Genomic DNA, 17,256 nt, shown 5'->3' on the forward strand with positions numbered 1-17,256 from the left:
GCGGCGATCAGTCTCGACGGTGACCGAGCGGCTTCTTCCGGTCGACCTCGACCTCGACGTGGATGGAATCCGGAAACTCCCGGTCCACGATCGAACGGGCGATCTCGTCGGAGCCGTGGATCTCCATCGAGCGCTTGTACACCGTGTAGCTCCACGGATCAAACGCCTCCCCTTCGCGTAGGTGTTTATAAAGCGGTACGCGAATCCGTTCCGATGGATCGGCGTGCGGGCCCTTACACTCCGCACCCTTGCGTTCGAGCGTGGATTTGAGCTCCTCGACCGTCTCCGCGAGGACGTCGCGGTCGCCGGAGGAGAACGAGAGTTTCGTAACGAAGGTCATGGCTGGGGGGTCGTTCGCTGATGGTCGTTCGAGGGGTAAAAACGCATCTACCGGGACGCCGACTGCGAGGGGATGACACGAGCGACAGCAGCGTCGGAGCAGCGGGTCCTGCTCGACGTCGGAGCAATGGATCGTTTGTTCGATCGTACATTTCACGCGATGCGAGCCCGCAGATCGGACGAGAGCACCGGAAACAAGCGAGGAACCGACGAGTCCGACACCCTCTTTACGGGGGGTCGCTTACCTGACGCTAATGACGGTCGAAGCGACAAGCGCTGGAGCCATCCTCTTCCGCGACACCCGCGGCGAACGGGAGTATTTGCTCCTCAAAAGCCGACCGGGGGACTGGGAGTTCCCCAAAGGCGGGGTCGAGGGGGACGAGGAGCTCCAGCAGACGGCTATACGGGAGGTGTCGGAGGAGGCCGGAATCGAGAACTTCCGGCTGATCGACGGCTTCCGCGAGGAGTACGACTACGTGTTCGAGGCGAACGGCAAGACGATCCACAAGACGGTGCATCTGTTCATCGCCCGTTCGTTCGAGGCGAGCGCGGAGCTGTCGAAGGAGCACCGCGACCTCCAGTGGCGAGACTACGAACAGGCGGTGAACACCATCACTCAGGACGGTCCCCGAGAGATCTTCGAGGAGGCACACGAGTATCTGGACGAGTTGAAAGACGAGGAGACCGGAGAGTACATCTGACGGTCAGATGGTGGAACCGCCGGTCAAAGCGATCGCTTTCGGCGTGATGAAACGGGTATGAATGGTGGACGAGCGGGGTTGCCCGGCGTTCCGGAACGGGGTATCTCGGTTGCCTTCTCCACCCCGCGACCCGACGAGCGACGGGCGTCCGGCGATGGGCTGCTCGCTTCCGCGCCTGACCCGTTGTCGCCGCCGAACCACGACGTATCGCTCCTGCGAGCGAGCGCCGTGGACCGCTGTCCCCGTCGGACGAGGCTTCCACGTTGGCTCCCGAGGCCCGCTCCGGTCTGACCGGACGTGCCCGGTGTTCGGTCCCCGCTGAAGACTTCCTCACGGGTTGCGAGCGGGGCCTAACCGCCCGACCTAGTCCGTTTTGAGGTACACGAGTGGCACATAAGGGCCTTTCGTTCACGACCCACGCGAATCGGCGATTCGTGAGCAACGCTCCCCCGGCTAGCCGAGCAGGTCTTGCGCGTAGATCCCGGCACAGACGGGGATCGGAAGCGACGTTATGATGACGGCGATCGAATGCCACTCCAGCCAGCGGTACTCGGCCGGGAACCCGAACCGAACTGTCGGATCGATCGCGACCTCCCAGACGACCGCGAGCAGAAACGTCGCGATCCCGAGCACGACGACGACCCCCGCGAGCGTTCCCGGATCCACGTTTCCGCGCTCGATTGAGGCGAACACGACCGCGCTGAGCAGCGCGAACAGACCGACGCCGCCGGCACCGACCGGTCCCGCCGCGTAGTAGGCGATAAGCAGGTCCTGCTGTTCGGATATCAGTACGTACGGCGCGACGAGCACGAGCACGGTGACGATCGAGGCCCCGATTCCGACTCGCCGAGCCAGGTCGCGGACGTCCATACTGACGGTCCGGCCGGCGGCGCGGTAAAAGGACCGGATCCGTCGCGTACTCCCCACCGAACGTCACTCACCGACGAGACGCCGCCGATCCGAGAACCCCTCACCGGACGGCACGACCCGCATCATCGGTGCGTCGAGTCGCCGTCGAGCGCCTCCACCACGCGGTCGTGTGCGGTCCCGTTCGTGGCGACGACCCCCGTCGCTCCCGGCACCCAGCGGTCACCGTGGACGTCGGTTACTCGGCCGCCGGCAGCCCTGATAAGGCGAGCTCCGCCGACCGTGTCCCACGGGTTGAGCCGGACCGTCGACACCGCGGCCTCCAGTTCTCCGCTCGCGACGGCTGCGAGCGCGGCCTGTGCACAGCCGACGCGACGGTAGTCGCCGAACGTCTCGAAAATCGTCTCCACCGCCCGTCGATGACGACGTCGGTGTCGGTCGGAAAACCCGAAGATCGGATTGACCGTGAACGAGGACGGCTCGTCGGCGTCGCTCACATGGATCGGCTCCCCGTTCCGTCTGGCGACGGGACTCGCTTCGGCGTCCCCGTCGAATTCGGTTATCGACGCGTCAGCACGCTCGGCGGCGTCACTCACCGCGCCGACGGTGTACGTCTCGCCGATGACGGGAAGGTGGGTCACCGCAGCGACCGGATCGCCGTCACGCGTCGCCGCGACCGCGACCGCCCAAACCACGCCGCCCGCGACGTAGTTGTTCGTCCCGTCGATCGGATCGACGACCCACGCGAGACCGGCGTCCGGAACGTCCTTTCGCGCGTCCGCCTCCTCGCCGACGACCGGCACGTCCGGTGCGGCGCTCGATAGCGACTCCGAAACGCGACGCTGCACCGCCCGGTCGATCCGCGTCACGCGGTCGAACCGGCCGGTTTTAGCTGATTACAGGCGGTAAGCCCCCTTCCTCAAGGAGCAACGCAGGCCGAAGGCCGAGTAGCGTTAACGAGAGCAAGCTCTCGTTCGCACATCAGAAATCGAAGATTTCTGAGGACGCAGTAGGGAGGGGATACACCGCCGTCATCATCTATCATGCGCCTGCTTGTTGCTGGCCCACAGGCCCACGAACCGATACGTTTATGTTGAAACAATGTCTAAACATAGGTGATGGATAGACACGAAATTGAAGGCCACGAAGTCATCGAAGGCGAGGTAAAAGCCACCGGCAACGGCGCACACGTCCTCGTTCCCAAAGACTGGCGTGGCGCAGACGTGAAGATCGTCCGAACGTCAGAACCAACCGAGTAACCGATGCACTACGCCTACAGGTTCCGGCTCAAGCCAACCACCGAACAGCGTGAGTTGTTGGATTACCACCGAGACACCTGTAGGCAACTTTACAACCACGCTCTCAGGGAGTTTAACAAAATTCCCGAATCAGAGGGTACACTCAACCAACGAGTGCGACAAGTCCGCGATCAACTCACTGACCTCAAAGGGTGGTGGGACGAATTGAACGACCTGTATTCAACGGTTACACAGGCCGCTGTCATGCGGATCGAAGACAGTATCACGGCACTCGGTGAACTGAAAGACAAGGGCTACAACGTCGGGAGTCTAAACTGGAAAGCTCCCAGAGACTTCCGCAGTTTCACATACGTCCAGTCTGGCTTCGAGTTCGACAAGAAGAACGGTCAGACTGTGCTCTCACTGTCGAAACTCGCGGATATTCCAATAGAGTGCCACCGAGACATTCCCGACGATGAAACAGTCAAAGAAGCCACGCTCAAGAAAGAACCAACCGGGGAGTGGTATGCCTCCTTCGCCGTTGACGACAAAGAGGAACCGCCCAAACCGTCGCTGGCGGAGATCGACGCCGACGAGATGGTTGGCATCGACGTGGGGGTTCTGAAGTATGCCCACGACACTGACGGCACGGCAGTTGGTTCACTCGACCTTTCGGAGGAACGCGACAGGCTTGAACGAGAGCAGCGGAACCTCTCGCGCAAAGAGCATGGGTCGAACAACTGGGAGAAACAACGGCAGACGGTAGCCGAGTGTCACCAACAAATCAAGCGCAAGCGGCGTGACTTCCTGCATAAATTGTCGAACTACTATGCTCGGGAATACGACTTGGTGGCCGTCGAAGACCTTGACGTGAAAGGAATGCTAGAATCGCCGTCGAACAGCCGCAACACCGCATCGGCGGCGTGGCGAACGTTCCTCTCGTTGCTCGAATACAAGTGCAAACGTGAAGGCACGCACTTCGTGGACGTGGAACCCGAAGGAACCACCAAAGAGTGCGCTCAGTGTGGCGTCGAAACCGACAAACCACTTTGGGTGCGTGAGCACTCCTGTCCTGCCTGTGGCTTCGAGGCAGACAGGGACGCAAACGCAGCGTGGAACATTCTTTCTCGCGGTCTCACCAATCTAGGAGTGGGTCACTCCGAAGGAACGTCCCCAGAAATCGAAGATTTCTGGTGTGCGAACGAATCGCGGAGCGATTCGTCAACGCCTGTGGAGACTGCGCTCCCTGTGGACACTGCGGTTGTGTCTGCAAAGCGCGTCGTTGAAACAGGAAGCCCCTGCCTCAAGGAGACGCCAACGGCGGCGAGTAGGCAGGGGTAGTTCACTCTCCACGTCTAGATCGCTTCTGAACCTATCGAGCGCGACGTCCGCCCCCTCCCGGGCTGCGAGTCGAAGCGCATCGAGGAGCGCCGTATCGTCCATACGCCCCGCACCGTCCGTCGGGAGGAAACGTTTCGGATCCCGCCTCAGTCGATCCGGTCGTACACCACGACGTGGCCCGTCTTCGCTGCGTGGTCGTCGGCAACCCGTTTCGCCTCGGCGGCCGAGTCGAGAAGCCGTTCGGTCCGACACTGTCGACAGACGACGTGAAACGAACAGGTGGTTGCGGTCATACCGCGATGGTGTCGCCGGAGGGAGGTAGTTACCGGATCGACGACTCGAACCGCTCGAGCGCGAACCCAAGCATATCCGGACTCACCGGCTGGAACTCCTCGCGTTCGTGTGCTGGAAGGTACTCCCGAACACCGTTCCACGAGTCGCGAGCGTAGCGGGCGTCGAGCAACACGCGAACGCCATGCTCCTCGGGGCCACGGATGACCCGGCCGACCGCCTGTCTCGCCTTCCGCACCGCCGGCACCGTAAGGGCCGTCTCGAATCCGGAATCGAACCGCTCGTCGTACGCGGTCACGACCGCGCGGGTTCGCGGACGGGCGGTGTTGATGATCGGAACGCCGCAGACGACCGCCGCCGCGAGACGGTCGCCACGGTAGTCGACACCCTCCGTCAGCGTTCCACGGAGGCTGGTGACGAGCACCTTCCCGCTGCCGGCAAAGAACGTCTCCTTGAGGGCCTCCGTCTCCCGATCTCCGGACGACTCGTCGATCAGCACCGGCTTGTCTATCCGCTTCCCGAGCTCGTCGGCGACCCACGTCGCCTCGGCGTAGTTCGGCGCACCCACGAGGACGTTGCCGTCGCGGTTCGCGATCTCGGCGATTGCGTCGAGGTGGGCGATCCGCGTCTCGTTTCGTTCGCCGGGCACACCGCGGTTCTCGTGGGTGAACTTCGGGACGTCCACCGCGAAGCTCGCCCGGTTCTTCTCCGGGAACGTGAGCCCGTACGTTCGCTCGGCGACCGGTCGGCCAACCGACTCGAGTCGGTCCAGTCCGGTCACTTCCCGGAACACGTCCATCGGCTCCAGAGTGGCACTCATCAACACCCCACCGCCGAACTCGCCGAGCCGCTGACCGATCGGCTCGCTCGGCAGACAGTTGTACAGCGCGAGGCTCGCGTTGTACGCCCGTCGCCACGAGTCCGGCGGCTCCGTGTCGTCGAACGTCCGTTCGAGGTCGATCGCGCGGAAGAACTCCTCGTGGTCCTCCCGGTACCAGGCGTTGAGCGTCATCCCGACGCCCGGCGCGGCGCGCTGTTTGTCCTCGTCCTCCAGCGAGTCCAGCACGCGTTTGACGACCGATCCAACCGCAGGCGCACGCGCCCAGACGCGGTCACGGTACCCCTCGCGTTTCGCCCACGTCGTGATCTCGTCTTCTGCCGGCTGCTTGGGGTCTCGAAGGGGGATCTCCGCGTCGTCGAGTTTGCTCATCGCCGCCCGCCAGTCGGGCCGTTCCCGGTCGAGGTGTGCGGTCACGCGCCGGTCGAGCTCATCTCGGAGGTCGACGATGAACGTTCGGAGGCGCTTCAGCTCCTCGAGCGTGACGTCGCTGTCCGCGAGCTCGCCGCGGACGGTTTCCGCATCGTCCGACTCGGCTCCGTCGCGCTCGAACTCCAGCGGCTGGACGAGACGCGTTATCTCGGTTTCCGCGTCACGGAGGCTTGCATCGGCGACCCCGTCGCTGACGAGATCCCGCACGCGCGGTTCGAGCATGTGCGCCTCGTCACAGACGACGAACGTCGACTCGTCGAGCAGCGCGCCGGTGAACGTCGCCGTCGTCGTCGGATCGAACGCGTGGTAGTAGTTCCCGATAACGACCTCGACCTCCGGGACGAGCGCACCCATGATCGAGTGGGGACAGCTCCCGTGACCGGCAGCGAGTCGGACGAGCTCCGTCGCGTCGACGTGCCCGCGGTCGGTGAGATCGAACGGGACCGCTTCCGCCGGATCACCCTCGTCCGGGAGATCGTCGAGAAACCCCGCGTAAAACGGGCAAAACTCCGTCTCCCGAAACTCCTCCGTGTCCGGCCGGTACGGTGTCGGCTCGCCGTCGACGGTCAGATACTCGGTGGCTCCTCGGTCGCCGTCCGCTCCGCCAGCGTCGGATCCTCCTCGCGGGGGCGCACCCGATCCGGAGCCGTCGCTCCGTGATGTCGCGGAGTCGGTGAGGCCGATCTGCTGGCTCCGTGCCTCGCTCACGAGCGTCGACGTGGTCGTCGGCCCGTCCTCGCCGACGAGCTGCCGCGTCCGCTCTCGGAGTCCCTCGCACCGCTCGTACACGTTTTTACGGTCGATTCCGGCACGACGCTGTCTGGCATACGGGCAGACATCCGCCTTGCCGACGAGGGTGAGCCCGGAGATCGGGGCGTACTCCGCCGGGAGGTTCTCGTTGATCGTCGCGAGATCCGTCTCGAACTGACGAAGCTGCTGTTTCACGCTTGTGAGGACGAACACGCGCTCGAACGGTGAGTCCGGGTCGCGCACCCGGTCGAGCCCGGCCGTCAGCGCGAGCATCGTCTTGCCGGTTCCGCAGGCTCCCTCCAGCGCGAGGAAGCCGCCGTCATCGGCGACATCTATCGCGGCGTCGATACCGTCCGCCTGTTCGGGATACGGCTCCTCGTGGCCGAAGATATCGGCCCACGGCGGCGCGTCGGTCACTACGCCGGAGTTGTTCCTCACCGGGTTTAAACCTTCAGAGGGCGCGTCACGCTCCCCCGTCGTCTCCACGAGACCGCGTCCCGCCCGGGAGTCGTCCAGCGGCATGGATCGCTCCCACGATGGCGGCGACGACGACGACGCCGGCCGCTCCGACGACGAATGCGGCGTCGAAGCTCGCGCGGTCGGCGGCGAACCCGACCGCGCCGCTGCCGGTCGCCTCGAGGAACATCGCAACGCCGCTGAACACCGCGTACACGCTCGCGCGGTTGTCGGCGGGCAGCGACTCGAGCATGAACGTGTCGATGGCCGGAAACAGCGCGTGGATCACGACGCCGAGCAGCACGGTCACGGCCACGAGCGCGACGACGCCCTCGGCAACGACGAGCACCACGAGCGCGGCGGCGAACGACACCATGATCCCGAGCAGATACGGGATGTGCGGGAGTCGGTCGGCGAGTCGCCCGCCGAACCAGAACGCGGGGAGTCCGGCCGCGAAGATAACGGTGAGAAGCGCGTTCGCGACGGGTTCTGAGACGCTTTTCACTCCGATGAGATACGTCACGTAGAAGTTAAATACGCCCTGCCAGACGAATCCCGGCACGGCGACGACGGCGACGCCGACGAGGATCAGCGGCCAGAACGCGAGCGCCGAGCGAAAGTTCCTGTCCGCTCCGGCGGATTCGGGAAGCGGATTTCGTCGGATGACGACGAACAGTATCGCCGTGACGATCATCGCGCCGACCGCGAGCAGGTGGAAGACGGCACCCCACCCGGCGACGAGGAGGACCGCGACGACCACGCCGGGCGCGACGACGGCAGCGAGCTGGCTCGCCGTGCCGTGGATCCCGATCGCGCGGCCGCGTCCGCTCGGAAACAGCTCGGCGATGAGTGGGACGGCGGCGACGAAGTACGCGCCCGATGCGAGTCCTAAACACAGAGCGCCGACCTGCAGTGCGCGGACGGAGTCTGCCGAGCCGGTAAACACGGCGGCGGCGGCGAGCGCGACGCCGGATCCGAGCACGACGTGGTGGCGCGGCACCCGCGTGAGGAGGTAGCCGACCGGGATCCGGGGGAGTGCGGAGCCGACCCACACGAGCGTCGTCACCGAGCCGACGACCGCGGTGCTGGCGGCGAACTCGGCGCTGATGGTCGGCACGAGCGGTGCAAACCCGACCCGGCCGAGGTTCACGAGGAAGACGAGCCCGCAGAGGGTTCCGAAGAGCCGACGCGTCACGCGTCGGTTTCGGCTGCCCGTCGTGACAAGGGTTGCGAACCTGCGGCCGACCCTCGCCGAACACGCGCCGACCCGTCGTCCGGCCGTTTTTTGTCGGTTCCTCTCCGAGACGACGCATGCGCGTCAGCGTCATCGGGGGAAGCAGCGTTCCGCCGGAGACCGCGGCAGTCGCCGAGGAACTGGGCGAGCGGCTCGCAACCCGTGGCCACACAGTCGTCTGCGGCGGGCTGGGCGGTGTGATGGAGGCCGTGTGTCGGGGTGCGCGGAATGCGGACGGTGAGACGATCGGAATCCTCCCGACCGACCGACGCTTCGACGCCAACCCGTACGTGACGACGCCGATCGCAACCGGGCTCGGCCACGCCCGAAACGCCATCGTCGTCATGAACGGTGACGCCGCGGTCGCCGTCGACGGGTCGTACGGTACGCTCTCGGAGATCGGTCTCGCGCTCGCACACGACCGACCGGTGGCCGGCCTCGACACCCACGAGGTCGACGGCGTGACGCCGGTCGACTCCCCCGCCGAAGCGGTCGCGTACGTTGAGCGGCGAGTCGAGTGAGGCAGGGGTCACCGATCCGACCGGGAGTCGCCGTCGTCGGTCTCGTCGCGAGCAACGTCCCCCTGCTCGCGCGCGACGTCGTCGCGCCGGTCGCCGTGTTCGCGTCGGGGATCGTATCGGTCGTACGCGGAGCGGTCGTCCGTCTCGTCGGACGCCTCGCCGAGCGAGCCGTAGTAGCGGTCGGACCGGCCGTTGACGAGGTACAGTGCGAGGTAGCCGAACCCCATCGCGCTGAGAACGAACGTGACGAGTCCGCCCAGCACCGGAACGAGATCGACCACCGCCCACGCGACCGCGCCGGCGACGAGCGCTGTGCCGGACGCCGTCACCGATCGACCGTCGAACGCCGACAGGAGCCATCCGCCAAGCGACACGATCGCGACCGTGGTCGCGCCCAAGCCGAGGACCGCGACGAGGATCAACCCGGGTATCACGACGAGCAAGCCGACGATCGTGATCGCGAGCAGTATCGTCGCCGCGATCAGCGCGACGTAGGCGATGACGCCGTACACGAACGCCTCTCCCGGGTGTTCGTGGACGTACGCGACACCCTCCGAGGTGAACTCGGGCGCGATCGCCATCACGATCGCGCCGATAACGCTCAGGACGACGGCACTGAAGACGAACTCGACCGTCGCACCGACGAGGAGGTCACCGGCCGTCTGCCGAGGCGGCTGGACGGTCGCGAGACGGAGGAGGTCGAAAGACGCTCCGGCGAGGAGATCGGGGTGCGCTCCGGTGAGGAGGCCTTCGAGGCCGGCGTCGTGTGGAGGGACCATACGCTGCGATCAGGTCGATTCGTGAAACGTTTTCCCCATTCCGACGGTCGCCGTATGCCGACGCCCGCCGTATGCCGACGGTCGACGATCCCGGACTGCGTTACCAGGTGTCGTGGAACGTGTCGAACTCGATGGAGTCGAGCGGCTTCTCCCCTATCGCGGCGCGGTACTCGCCGGGGGTCAACATCGGCTTGTGGAACCGCGGCCCGTCGTCGGTCGTGATCCGCGGACACCCCGTGTTGACGAACGCGTCCATATCGAAGTTCCGCAGCCGGTCCGGCGTCACCTCGTCCATCGTGATCAGGTACGCGTTCTCGTTGTTCTCGACGATCTCCTGCGCCTGCTCCCACCGACCCTGACCGATCTTCGTACAGAAGATGACACCCCATTTCTCGGCGTCCATCGCCTTGTGGACTGCGGCGTACCGCTGTTTGAGGAACTGGTCGTGTTCGGCGATCTTCACGACGTTGTTGACGGGATCGGCGATGACGACGCGCTTGTCTGGGTGTTCCATCGCGAGGCCAACCGGATGGAACTTTCCGCCGCCGACGTACAACACTTGCTCGGCGGGAATGTCCGCGGAGGCGTAGTTGCAGCCGAGCACCTGCCCCTCCTTCGTGAGACGGTCGTCGCCACGGCGCGTGTGGACCTCGTAGCCGCGGTCCTCGAGCCAGTCGGTCATTTCCTCGAAGCGGTTCATATGCTGTGCCGTGGTGACGAGTCCGACGTCGGAGTCGTCGTCGGGGGCCGCCAGCTCGGCGAGCGCGTCCGCCATGATCGGGAACGGGTCGACGTTCGAGAACAGCGGAACGTAGATGATGCTGTCGGACTCCTTCATCGGCGTGTGACCGAAATGGACGAACACGTCGGTTCGACGCATCAGGTAGGTGTCGAGGTCGCAGGCCCCGTAGCAGGGCTGCCCGGAGATCATAAACGTGACCTCGTCGGGAGCAGCCTCGCGGAGGTCGTCGGCGACGCTCGGCCCGCGCCGTTTGAGCCCCTCGGGGAACTGCAGCCCGACCTTCGTTGCGTCCCGCTCCTCGATGGCGTCGACGATCCGCTCCAGCTCGTAGTCCCACTCCCGGTCGTGTTTCAGGGACATGCCCGTCTTCGTGAGGTCACCCTCCGTGGACCCGCGACTCATACAGCCTCGATTGCGTCCCAGTACGGTTAAACGACCCGTTCGGGAACGGACGCGAAACGACCGGAACACCGAGACGACCGGAACCGCAGCGCCGGACGCTGCCGCAGTCGACAGACACAACCCGGGAGCCGCTCAACTGGGGGTATGTCGACGCTTCCGCTCGAACACGTCCACGTCGCGCCCGACGGCGGGGATGAGCACGGTCCGGCCGTGTTCGTGTTGCACGGCCGCGGTGCCGACGAGCAGGATCTCCTGCCGGTCGCAAGCGAGCTGCCGGACGAGCTCCACGTGGTCAGTCTCCGTGCTCCGGAGCCGCTTCAGGGCGGCTACACGTGGTACGACCTCGACCTCTCGGCCGGCGGACTCCACGAGAGCCAGCCGGAGCCCGAGGGATTCCGGCGGAGTCTCGACCTCGTGACCGAATCGATCGACGCCGCCGTCGACGCCTACGACCTCGATCCGGATCGGATCGGCCTCCTCGGGTTCAGCCAGGGGGCGATATCGAGCCTCTCGTTGCTGTTAGAGGAGCCGGACCGATACGCGTGGGTCGTCGCACTCCATGGCTACCTCGCGGACGCACACGCGGAGCGTTCGCCGCCGGGGATCGAGGGGAAACCCGTGTTCGTCGGGGCGGGATCGGGCGATAGAGTGATCCCCGAGTCGCGCGCGAGCTCCGCCGCGTCCCGACTGGAGGCCGTCGGTGCCGACGTCACCTACGAGACGTATCCGACCGGTCACGGAATCGGCCCGGCGGAGCTCGGTGACGTCGTCGCGTTCGTCGAGGCACGTCTCGAGTGAGCGTATCCACCGCCGGCTCCGGCAGGTTAAAACCGCTCTAGCCCGGATCGAGTGTATGAGCGCGGAACAGGTGTCCATCGAGGAGCTCGGTCGCGAACTCGGCGAGCGGATCGCGCGAACGCCGGAGTACGAACGCTTCGAGGAGGCTCGCGAAGCCGTCCAGCGCGACGAGGCGGTCCAGCGCCGGATCGACGAGTTCGAGGAGCTCCGCGCGAAGTTCATGGAGGCGCGTCGAACCGGCGAGGCGACACAGTCGGACCTGCAGCGAGTCCAGAGCGCCCAACAGGAGCTTCACTCGATGCCGGTTATGAGCGACTTTCTCGACGCCCAAGCGGAGCTGAACGACACGCTCGAGGCGGTAAACGAAGCCATCTCGGAGCCGCTCGACGTCGACTTCGGCGGTGAAGCGGGCGGCTGCTGTCAGGAGTAGTTGCGTCCGACGAACCAACTGTTTATATTCCGAGCAGCGGCCAACCGACATCGTGATCGCCGTCGCCGGAGGCAAGGGTGGAAGCGGGAAAACGACCACAACGCTCGGGGTAGCCCGGGCGCTCGTGCGTAGCGACCGGGCTGACGGCGTCGTCGCCGTCGACGCCGACTGGGACCTCCCGAATCTCGCACGGCTCGCGAACACGACCGGTGAGGGAAGCGGACGGATGCGTCGTCCGACGATCGTCGACGCCGTAGGCACCGACGGCTCGGTCGACACACGAACTCCGGGACCGACCGTTCTGGCGGCTCCGGACGATCCCGGCGCCCACGACGCCCACGAGCTCCTTCGGCGACTCGACCGCGAGGCCGTTCGGGCGGTCGACGGTCAGATCGACTCTTCGGCGGTGACCGTTCTCGCCGACTGTCCGGCCGGCGCGTCACCTGACGCGGCCGCTCCGCTTCGGGCCGCCGACCGTTCGATACTCGTCACACCGTTACGGCCGGCGGCGTTACGCGACACGGTAAAAACGGCGGCGATGGCACGAGCGCTCGACTGTCCGCCGCTCGGCGTCGTCGTGATACGGACGGAGTCGGCTCCAAACCGTCTCGCGGAGGTGTTCGACTGTCCGGTTCTCGGCACGGTCCCGTCCGCCCCGCCGACTCCGCTTGCTGACAGAGCGGTCCGGGCGGCGTACGGTGAGGTGGCTGACTCACTACCGGCCGCTTCCGGGACCGGAGCCTCGCCGTATCGACAGAGCCAAAGCCGCACGGACAACAGGTGAGCGTATGGAGCGGCTCGCAACCGGCGTGTCGGTGCTGGATCGCCAACTCAACGGCGGTCTCCCCGCAGGGAGCGTCGTCGTGTTGACGGCCGATCCGGCGAGCCAGTCGGAGCTGTTCTTGAACACGTTCACCACCGTCCGCGAGACGCTGTATCTCACGACCGTTCGGTCAGCGGCAGCCGTCGAGGACGGGTTCGAGCGGTCGACGACCGCAGTCGGTGACCCGACCGTGCTGCGGATCGACGACGACGCTCCGATCCAGGACGCGTCTGCACAGCTCGCGTCGATGGCGGAGCGATCGACGCTGATCGTCGACTCGGTCGGTCCACTGGAACGTGCGGAGCCGGCGGACTCCGCGGCGTATCGGCGGTTTCTCGACGATCTCAGGGAACGAGTTCGCGAAACCGATAGCATCGCGGTGTTACACGCGCTGAAACACGACGGAGACGTCGACAATCGGGTCATTTCCCAGCAGGTCGCCGACGTCGTGTTCGACCTGCGGACGACGACCGCCGGCACGGAGATCATCAACCGCCTCGCGATCTCGAAGGTCCGCGGCGGCGCGGCGCTCGAGGAAACGTTAAAGCTGAAGCTCACCGACTCCGTGACCGTCGACACCAGCCGGGACATCGCCTAGCCGCGGGTCACGCCGCGGTCGGGTCGACGATGGCGACCGCAAGGACCACGACGCCGATCAGGACGGCGCCGATAGCCCAGTTGCGCGGGTTGTCCCACGGGCCGTACGGCCCGCCCTTCCGCGTGAACAGGTACGCAAAGTAGACGACCACCGGTGAGAGCGTCGCGAGGGGACCCACGTCGACGGCGACCGTTACTCCGGACAGCGCCGCGACCGCGACCGTGGTCGCCGCGGCCGCTCCTGCGACGAGCACGTCCTCGCGGGCTCGTTCGATCTCCATACCGGTCGGTGGGAGCGCGACAGTTCAAAAGGATCGGTTCGTCGTCGGGGACGGAGGTAAGCCGTCTACTCCTCGTCGATCTCGTCGAGGATCTCGTCGGCGTCGACGTCGACGTCCTCGAGCGCTTCCTCGATGTCGGCTCCGCCGGGACCGCCCATACCGCCCATCATGCCGCCCATACCGCCCATGCCGCCGCCGTCGATGACTTCCTCGACGATGACGCGGTCGAGATCGAGACGGCCCATCAGGTCCTGTGCGATCTGCTGTTTCTGGAACATCCACTGCTGGTTCATCTGCATGCCGGGAGTCGCCGTGATGTAGAGAACGTCCGTCTCGACCTCTTCGGTTTCGACGACCTCCTCGCCGTCGTCGTCCTCGGTGACCGTCTCCTCCTCCTCCTCGGTTTCGGTCTCGATGCGGACGTCGGGAGCCTCCTGTAAGTACATCCCCAGCATACCGGCCGCCTTCTCCTCGCGGTCCTCGATGATCTCGAGGATCTCGTACTCGTACTCGAGGTCTTCACCGGCCAGCGGGTGGTTGAAATCGACGCGGGCGCGACCCCCGATGATCGTTTCGAGGTGGCCCTGGCGATTGTCGATCTGGACCTGTGCGCCGGGGTAGCGACTGTCCTCTGGGATCTTGTCGGCCTTGACGGTCTCGACCTCTTCGGGATCGTACTCGCCGAAAGCGTCCTCGGCGGGGACGTCGATGGTTCCCTCGTCGTCGACCTCCGCACCGACGAGCGCCTCGTCGACGGAGGGGAACACGTGGCCGGCACCGACCGCGATCACGCGCGGCTCGAACTCGTACTCGTCGACGTCGATCTCGGACTCCTCGGCAACGTCCTGGTCGGTCGTGTCGATGACCTGCCCGTCGTCGGTCGTTCGGATCGTGTACGCGATACGGACGAAATCCCCGTCCTGCAGGCCGGTCGTCTCCGATTCCGTCGTGTCGTCGGTGTCGGCCTGTTCGGCGTCAGCTGCCGCGTCGGCCTGCTCCTGATCGCTCATGCACGAAACATCTCCCGTTGCACCCTTAAGGCGCACGGTTCCCGTTCCACCCTTAAGGCGAACGGTTCGGCGTGGGGCCGTGTCCTCGAGTAACACGCCGAACGAGTCGGTAAGGAGTGCTCCGGTGAACGAGACTAACCCGGGCCGACGAGGATCTCCGAGAGCCGACGCTGCTCTCGACGATCTTTTTCAATCCCCACCGTGACGAGCGAGTATGTACGAAGTCGAGATCAAGGTGCCCGCCGACGTCGACGCGGTTCGACGGCGACTCCGCGAGACGGACGCGGAGCCCGTCGATGCCCGGAGCCAGCGGGACGTGTACTACGACGCGCCGCATCGGGAGTTCGCCGAGACCGACGAGGCGCTTCGGCTCAGATACGAGTCACCGCTCGTCGATGGGATCGATTCGGAGCCGGTCGAGGAGCCGACGACGAAGCTCACGTATAAGGGGCCGCTGCTCGACGCCGACTCGAAAACTCGGAGCGAACACGAGACGGTCGTCGACGACGGCGACGCCGTCGAGGGCGTCCTCGCGGGACTCGGGTTCGATCCCGCTGCGACGGTGCGGAAGCGACGCGAGTTCTGGACGTTTGCGGGGTTCACCGTGACGCTCGATGTCGTCGAGGGTGTCGGCGAGTTCGTCGAGATCGAGCGTGCAGTGGACGACGAGTCGGCGATCGAGACGGCTCGCGAGGAGGCGGTCGCCGCTCTCGACCGGATCGGGCTCGATGCCGATACCCAGGTTCGAACGTCGTATCTCGGACTGCTACTGGCTTCGACGGACGACCGCGACGCGACGAACTGACGCCAGCCGGTCGCTCCGACCGCTCGTCGTGGTTCCCGGAGCCGCATCCGTTCACGACTGCTCGTCCGGCTTTTTAACGGAGAGAACGGTCCGATCGAACTCACAGACGAGCGTGTCGCCGTCGGCGTCTGTGTCCTCGGTGTTGACGACGAACGCTTCGACGTGCATCGTGACGACGCCTCGGTCCCCGTCGCTCGTCTCCCGTTTCTCCGTGACCGTCGACCGTGCGCGGATCGTATCCCCGTGGACGACCGGGTTCGGGTGTTCGACGGAGTCGTACGAAAGGTTCGCGACGATCGTCCCGTCGGTCGTCTCCGGGATCGAAAGACCGACCGCCAGCGACATCGTGTACAGCCCGTTGACGATCCGCTCGCCGAACGGTGTCCCGGTCGCGAACGCCTCGTCGAGATGCAGCGGCTGCTGGTTCATCGTCATATCGCAGAACCGCTGGTTGTCCGACTCGCTTACCGTCCGCCGTCGCTCGTGATCGATCCGCTCGCCGACCTCGAACTCCTCGTAGTACAGGCCAGTCACGTCCGGGTCTCCCGGAGGTAGCTAAAAAACCTGTCGGCGACCGCCGCACCGCGCGACGACTCGGTGGCGAACCGCGGTCTTTCGACGGTCGTTAGCGGTCGACGATTCTCCAACGCGGATGCTTAAGTCGACACCGACGCAGGGTGCGAACATGCCACGCCGAAGCCTGCTGTTCTCGCCGGGCGACAGACCGGAACTGCTGCGAAAAGCGCCCGGTTCGGGTGCTGACGTCGTCTGTTTCGACCTGGAGGACGCCGTCGCACCGTCCCGGAAAGCGGAGGCGCGGGATGCCGTAAGCGACGTCCTCGCTGACCCCGAGTTCGACCCGGCTGCCGAGGTGTGCGTCCGTCTCACGGCGTCGACGGTCGGTGCCGATCTCGATGCGCTCGCCGACGCCGTCGGTGACGACGCTCGTCGACTCGACGCCGTCCTGTTGCCGAAAGTCGAAACCGAAAAGCGCATCGAGACGGTGGCCGGGATGTGCGCGGAACGCGACCTCGACGTGGCAGTGTTCTGCCTCGTGGAGACCGCACGCGGTGTGTTGTCAGCGCGCGAAATCGCCGAGGCCGATTCGACTGCAGCGGTGCTTTTCGGGGCGGAAGATCTCGCTGCCGACGTCGGCGCCGTCCGGTCGACCTCCGGCGAGGAGCTCTCTCATGCCCGCCAACACGTCGTGCTCGCGGCGAGCGCTGCCGATGTCGACGCGATCGACACGGTGGTTACCGACTTCGACGACGAGGCGGAGCTCCGCGATCAGGCGCGGGCCGCCGTGTCGCTCGGCTACGACGGGAAGATGGCGATCCATCCCGCACAGGTTCCGGTTATCAACGAGGCGTACACGCCCGATCCCGACCGGATCGAGTGGGCCACGACCGTTCTCGACGCCACCGAGACGGCGGACGCGGACGGACGCGGCGTGTTCGAGGTCGACGGCGAGATGATCGACGCGCCACTGATCGCACAGGCGAAGCGTGTCCTCGAGCGGGCGCGAGCGGCCGGACTCGATCCGTAAACTGGCGGTCATTGGTGTACTCGAAACCGGCCTTG

20 protein-coding genes, 1 other RNA gene and 1 pseudogene are annotated in these 17,256 nt (G+C 65.6%); 10 read left to right on the forward strand and 12 right to left on the reverse strand.

Going from position 1 to position 17,256, the window contains the following annotated elements; translation table 11 throughout:
• Positions 1–7: 7 nt before the first annotated feature.
• Entirely contained in the window at positions 8–340 is a 333-nt protein-coding gene (locus tag ACYQ0R_RS02070; RefSeq protein ID WP_459820685.1) for a 30S ribosomal protein S10, read from the reverse strand.
• A 253-nt stretch (positions 341–593) separates the two neighbouring features.
• Here ACYQ0R_RS02070 and ACYQ0R_RS02075 point away from each other — a divergent pair, with 253 nt between their 5' ends.
• Positions 594–1,040 (forward strand): bis(5'-nucleosyl)-tetraphosphatase, encoded by a 447-nt coding sequence (locus tag ACYQ0R_RS02075; RefSeq protein WP_459820686.1) that lies wholly within the window; start codon positions 594–596, stop codon positions 1,038–1,040.
• A gap of 62 nt (positions 1,041–1,102) precedes the next feature.
• Here ACYQ0R_RS02075 and ffs read toward each other — a convergent pair.
• The 3 genes and pseudogenes from ffs to ACYQ0R_RS02090 all read right to left on the reverse strand — a co-directional run.
• Positions 1,103–1,414, reverse strand: an RNA gene (ffs, locus tag ACYQ0R_RS02080) — signal recognition particle sRNA.
• 79 nt (positions 1,415–1,493) lie between these two features.
• On the reverse strand, positions 1,494–1,910 hold the full coding sequence (locus tag ACYQ0R_RS02085; RefSeq protein WP_459820687.1) for a DUF7548 family protein: 417 nt from the start codon (positions 1,908–1,910) through the stop codon (positions 1,494–1,496).
• Positions 1,911–2,032: 122 nt separating this feature from the next.
• Positions 2,033–2,779, reverse strand: a pseudogene (locus tag ACYQ0R_RS02090) (inositol monophosphatase family protein); the annotation flags it as partial.
• Positions 2,780–3,025: 246 nt separating this feature from the next.
• Here ACYQ0R_RS02090 and ACYQ0R_RS02095 point away from each other — a divergent pair.
• Complete coding sequence (locus tag ACYQ0R_RS02095; protein ID WP_152663333.1) at positions 3,026–3,166, forward strand: DUF2080 family transposase-associated protein; 141 nt, start codon at positions 3,026–3,028, stop codon at positions 3,164–3,166.
• A gap of 3 nt (positions 3,167–3,169) precedes the next feature.
• Positions 3,170–4,486 carry an RNA-guided endonuclease InsQ/TnpB family protein gene (locus tag ACYQ0R_RS02100; RefSeq protein WP_459820688.1) on the forward strand — a complete coding sequence of 439 codons (1,317 nt, stop codon included), beginning with the start codon at positions 3,170–3,172 and terminating at the stop codon, positions 4,484–4,486.
• Positions 4,487–4,632: 146 nt separating this feature from the next.
• Here ACYQ0R_RS02100 and ACYQ0R_RS02105 read toward each other — a convergent pair whose 3' ends face one another.
• From ACYQ0R_RS02105 to ACYQ0R_RS02115, 3 genes are read right to left on the reverse strand one after another with little or no spacing between them, the layout of a single operon-like run.
• A complete protein-coding gene (locus tag ACYQ0R_RS02105) occupies positions 4,633–4,779 on the reverse strand; it encodes a hypothetical protein (RefSeq protein ID WP_459820689.1) in 147 nt (48 codons plus the stop codon).
• A 29-nt stretch (positions 4,780–4,808) separates the two neighbouring features.
• On the reverse strand, positions 4,809–7,214 hold the full coding sequence (locus ACYQ0R_RS02110; RefSeq protein WP_459820690.1) for an ATP-dependent DNA helicase: 2,406 nt from the start codon (positions 7,212–7,214) through the stop codon (positions 4,809–4,811).
• Between the two features lie 46 nt (positions 7,215–7,260).
• Complete coding sequence (locus ACYQ0R_RS02115; RefSeq protein ID WP_459820691.1) at positions 7,261–8,448, reverse strand: MFS transporter; 1,188 nt, start codon at positions 8,446–8,448, stop codon at positions 7,261–7,263.
• Between the two features lie 32 nt (positions 8,449–8,480).
• Here ACYQ0R_RS02115 and ACYQ0R_RS02120 point away from each other — a divergent pair, with 32 nt between their 5' ends.
• Positions 8,481–9,008, forward strand: coding sequence for a TIGR00725 family protein (locus ACYQ0R_RS02120; protein WP_488193300.1), 528 nt, complete (start codon positions 8,481–8,483; stop codon positions 9,006–9,008).
• Positions 9,009–9,016: 8 nt separating this feature from the next.
• Here the strand turns inward: ACYQ0R_RS02120 and ACYQ0R_RS02125 are convergent, their stop codons facing one another.
• Both ACYQ0R_RS02125 and dph2 read right to left on the reverse strand, forming a co-directional pair.
• Positions 9,017–9,787, reverse strand: coding sequence for a DUF8173 domain-containing protein (locus ACYQ0R_RS02125; RefSeq protein WP_459820693.1), 771 nt, complete (start codon positions 9,785–9,787; stop codon positions 9,017–9,019).
• Between the two features lie 100 nt (positions 9,788–9,887).
• Positions 9,888–10,931, reverse strand: a complete 1,044-nt coding sequence (gene dph2 / locus ACYQ0R_RS02130; RefSeq protein WP_459820694.1) for a diphthamide biosynthesis enzyme Dph2 — start codon at positions 10,929–10,931, stop codon at positions 9,888–9,890.
• 144 nt (positions 10,932–11,075) lie between these two features.
• On the opposite strand from dph2, the gene ACYQ0R_RS02135 reads away from it, so the two are divergent.
• From ACYQ0R_RS02135 to ACYQ0R_RS02150, 4 genes are read left to right on the forward strand one after another with little or no spacing between them, the layout of a single operon-like run.
• Positions 11,076–11,729, forward strand: a complete 654-nt coding sequence (locus tag ACYQ0R_RS02135; RefSeq protein ID WP_459820695.1) for an alpha/beta hydrolase — start codon at positions 11,076–11,078, stop codon at positions 11,727–11,729.
• A 55-nt stretch (positions 11,730–11,784) separates the two neighbouring features.
• A complete protein-coding gene (locus tag ACYQ0R_RS02140) occupies positions 11,785–12,159 on the forward strand; it encodes a YlbF/YmcA family competence regulator (protein WP_459820696.1) in 375 nt (124 codons plus the stop codon).
• A 52-nt stretch (positions 12,160–12,211) separates the two neighbouring features.
• Positions 12,212–12,943: a MinD/ParA family ATP-binding protein gene (locus tag ACYQ0R_RS02145; protein WP_459820697.1), complete on the forward strand. Its 732-nt coding sequence runs from the start codon at positions 12,212–12,214 to the stop codon at positions 12,941–12,943.
• Positions 12,944–12,947: 4 nt separating this feature from the next.
• Positions 12,948–13,580 (forward strand): RAD55 family ATPase, encoded by a 633-nt coding sequence (locus ACYQ0R_RS02150; protein ID WP_459820698.1) that lies wholly within the window; start codon positions 12,948–12,950, stop codon positions 13,578–13,580.
• 7 nt (positions 13,581–13,587) lie between these two features.
• On the opposite strand, the gene ACYQ0R_RS02155 is transcribed toward ACYQ0R_RS02150, so the two are convergent.
• Complete coding sequence (locus ACYQ0R_RS02155) at positions 13,588–13,860, reverse strand: DUF8049 family protein (protein ID WP_459820699.1); 273 nt, start codon at positions 13,858–13,860, stop codon at positions 13,588–13,590.
• A gap of 65 nt (positions 13,861–13,925) precedes the next feature.
• A complete protein-coding gene (locus ACYQ0R_RS02160) occupies positions 13,926–14,870 on the reverse strand; it encodes an FKBP-type peptidyl-prolyl cis-trans isomerase (RefSeq protein ID WP_459820700.1) in 945 nt (314 codons plus the stop codon).
• A gap of 214 nt (positions 14,871–15,084) precedes the next feature.
• Between ACYQ0R_RS02160 and cyaB the strand changes: the two genes are divergently transcribed.
• Positions 15,085–15,675: a class IV adenylate cyclase gene (cyaB, locus tag ACYQ0R_RS02165; RefSeq protein ID WP_459820701.1), complete on the forward strand. Its 591-nt coding sequence runs from the start codon at positions 15,085–15,087 to the stop codon at positions 15,673–15,675.
• A gap of 51 nt (positions 15,676–15,726) precedes the next feature.
• Here the strand turns inward: cyaB and ACYQ0R_RS02170 are convergent, their stop codons facing one another.
• Positions 15,727–16,209, reverse strand: coding sequence for a MaoC family dehydratase (locus tag ACYQ0R_RS02170; protein WP_459820702.1), 483 nt, complete (start codon positions 16,207–16,209; stop codon positions 15,727–15,729).
• Positions 16,210–16,360: 151 nt separating this feature from the next.
• On the opposite strand from ACYQ0R_RS02170, the gene ACYQ0R_RS02175 reads away from it, so the two are divergent.
• The gene (locus ACYQ0R_RS02175) at positions 16,361–17,221 is read left to right on the forward strand and encodes an HpcH/HpaI aldolase/citrate lyase family protein (protein WP_459820703.1); all 861 of its coding nucleotides are present in this window, start codon (positions 16,361–16,363) and stop codon (positions 17,219–17,221) included.
• Positions 17,222–17,256 lie beyond the last annotated feature (35 nt).

Source organism: Halorubrum luteum, from assembly GCF_054652935.1.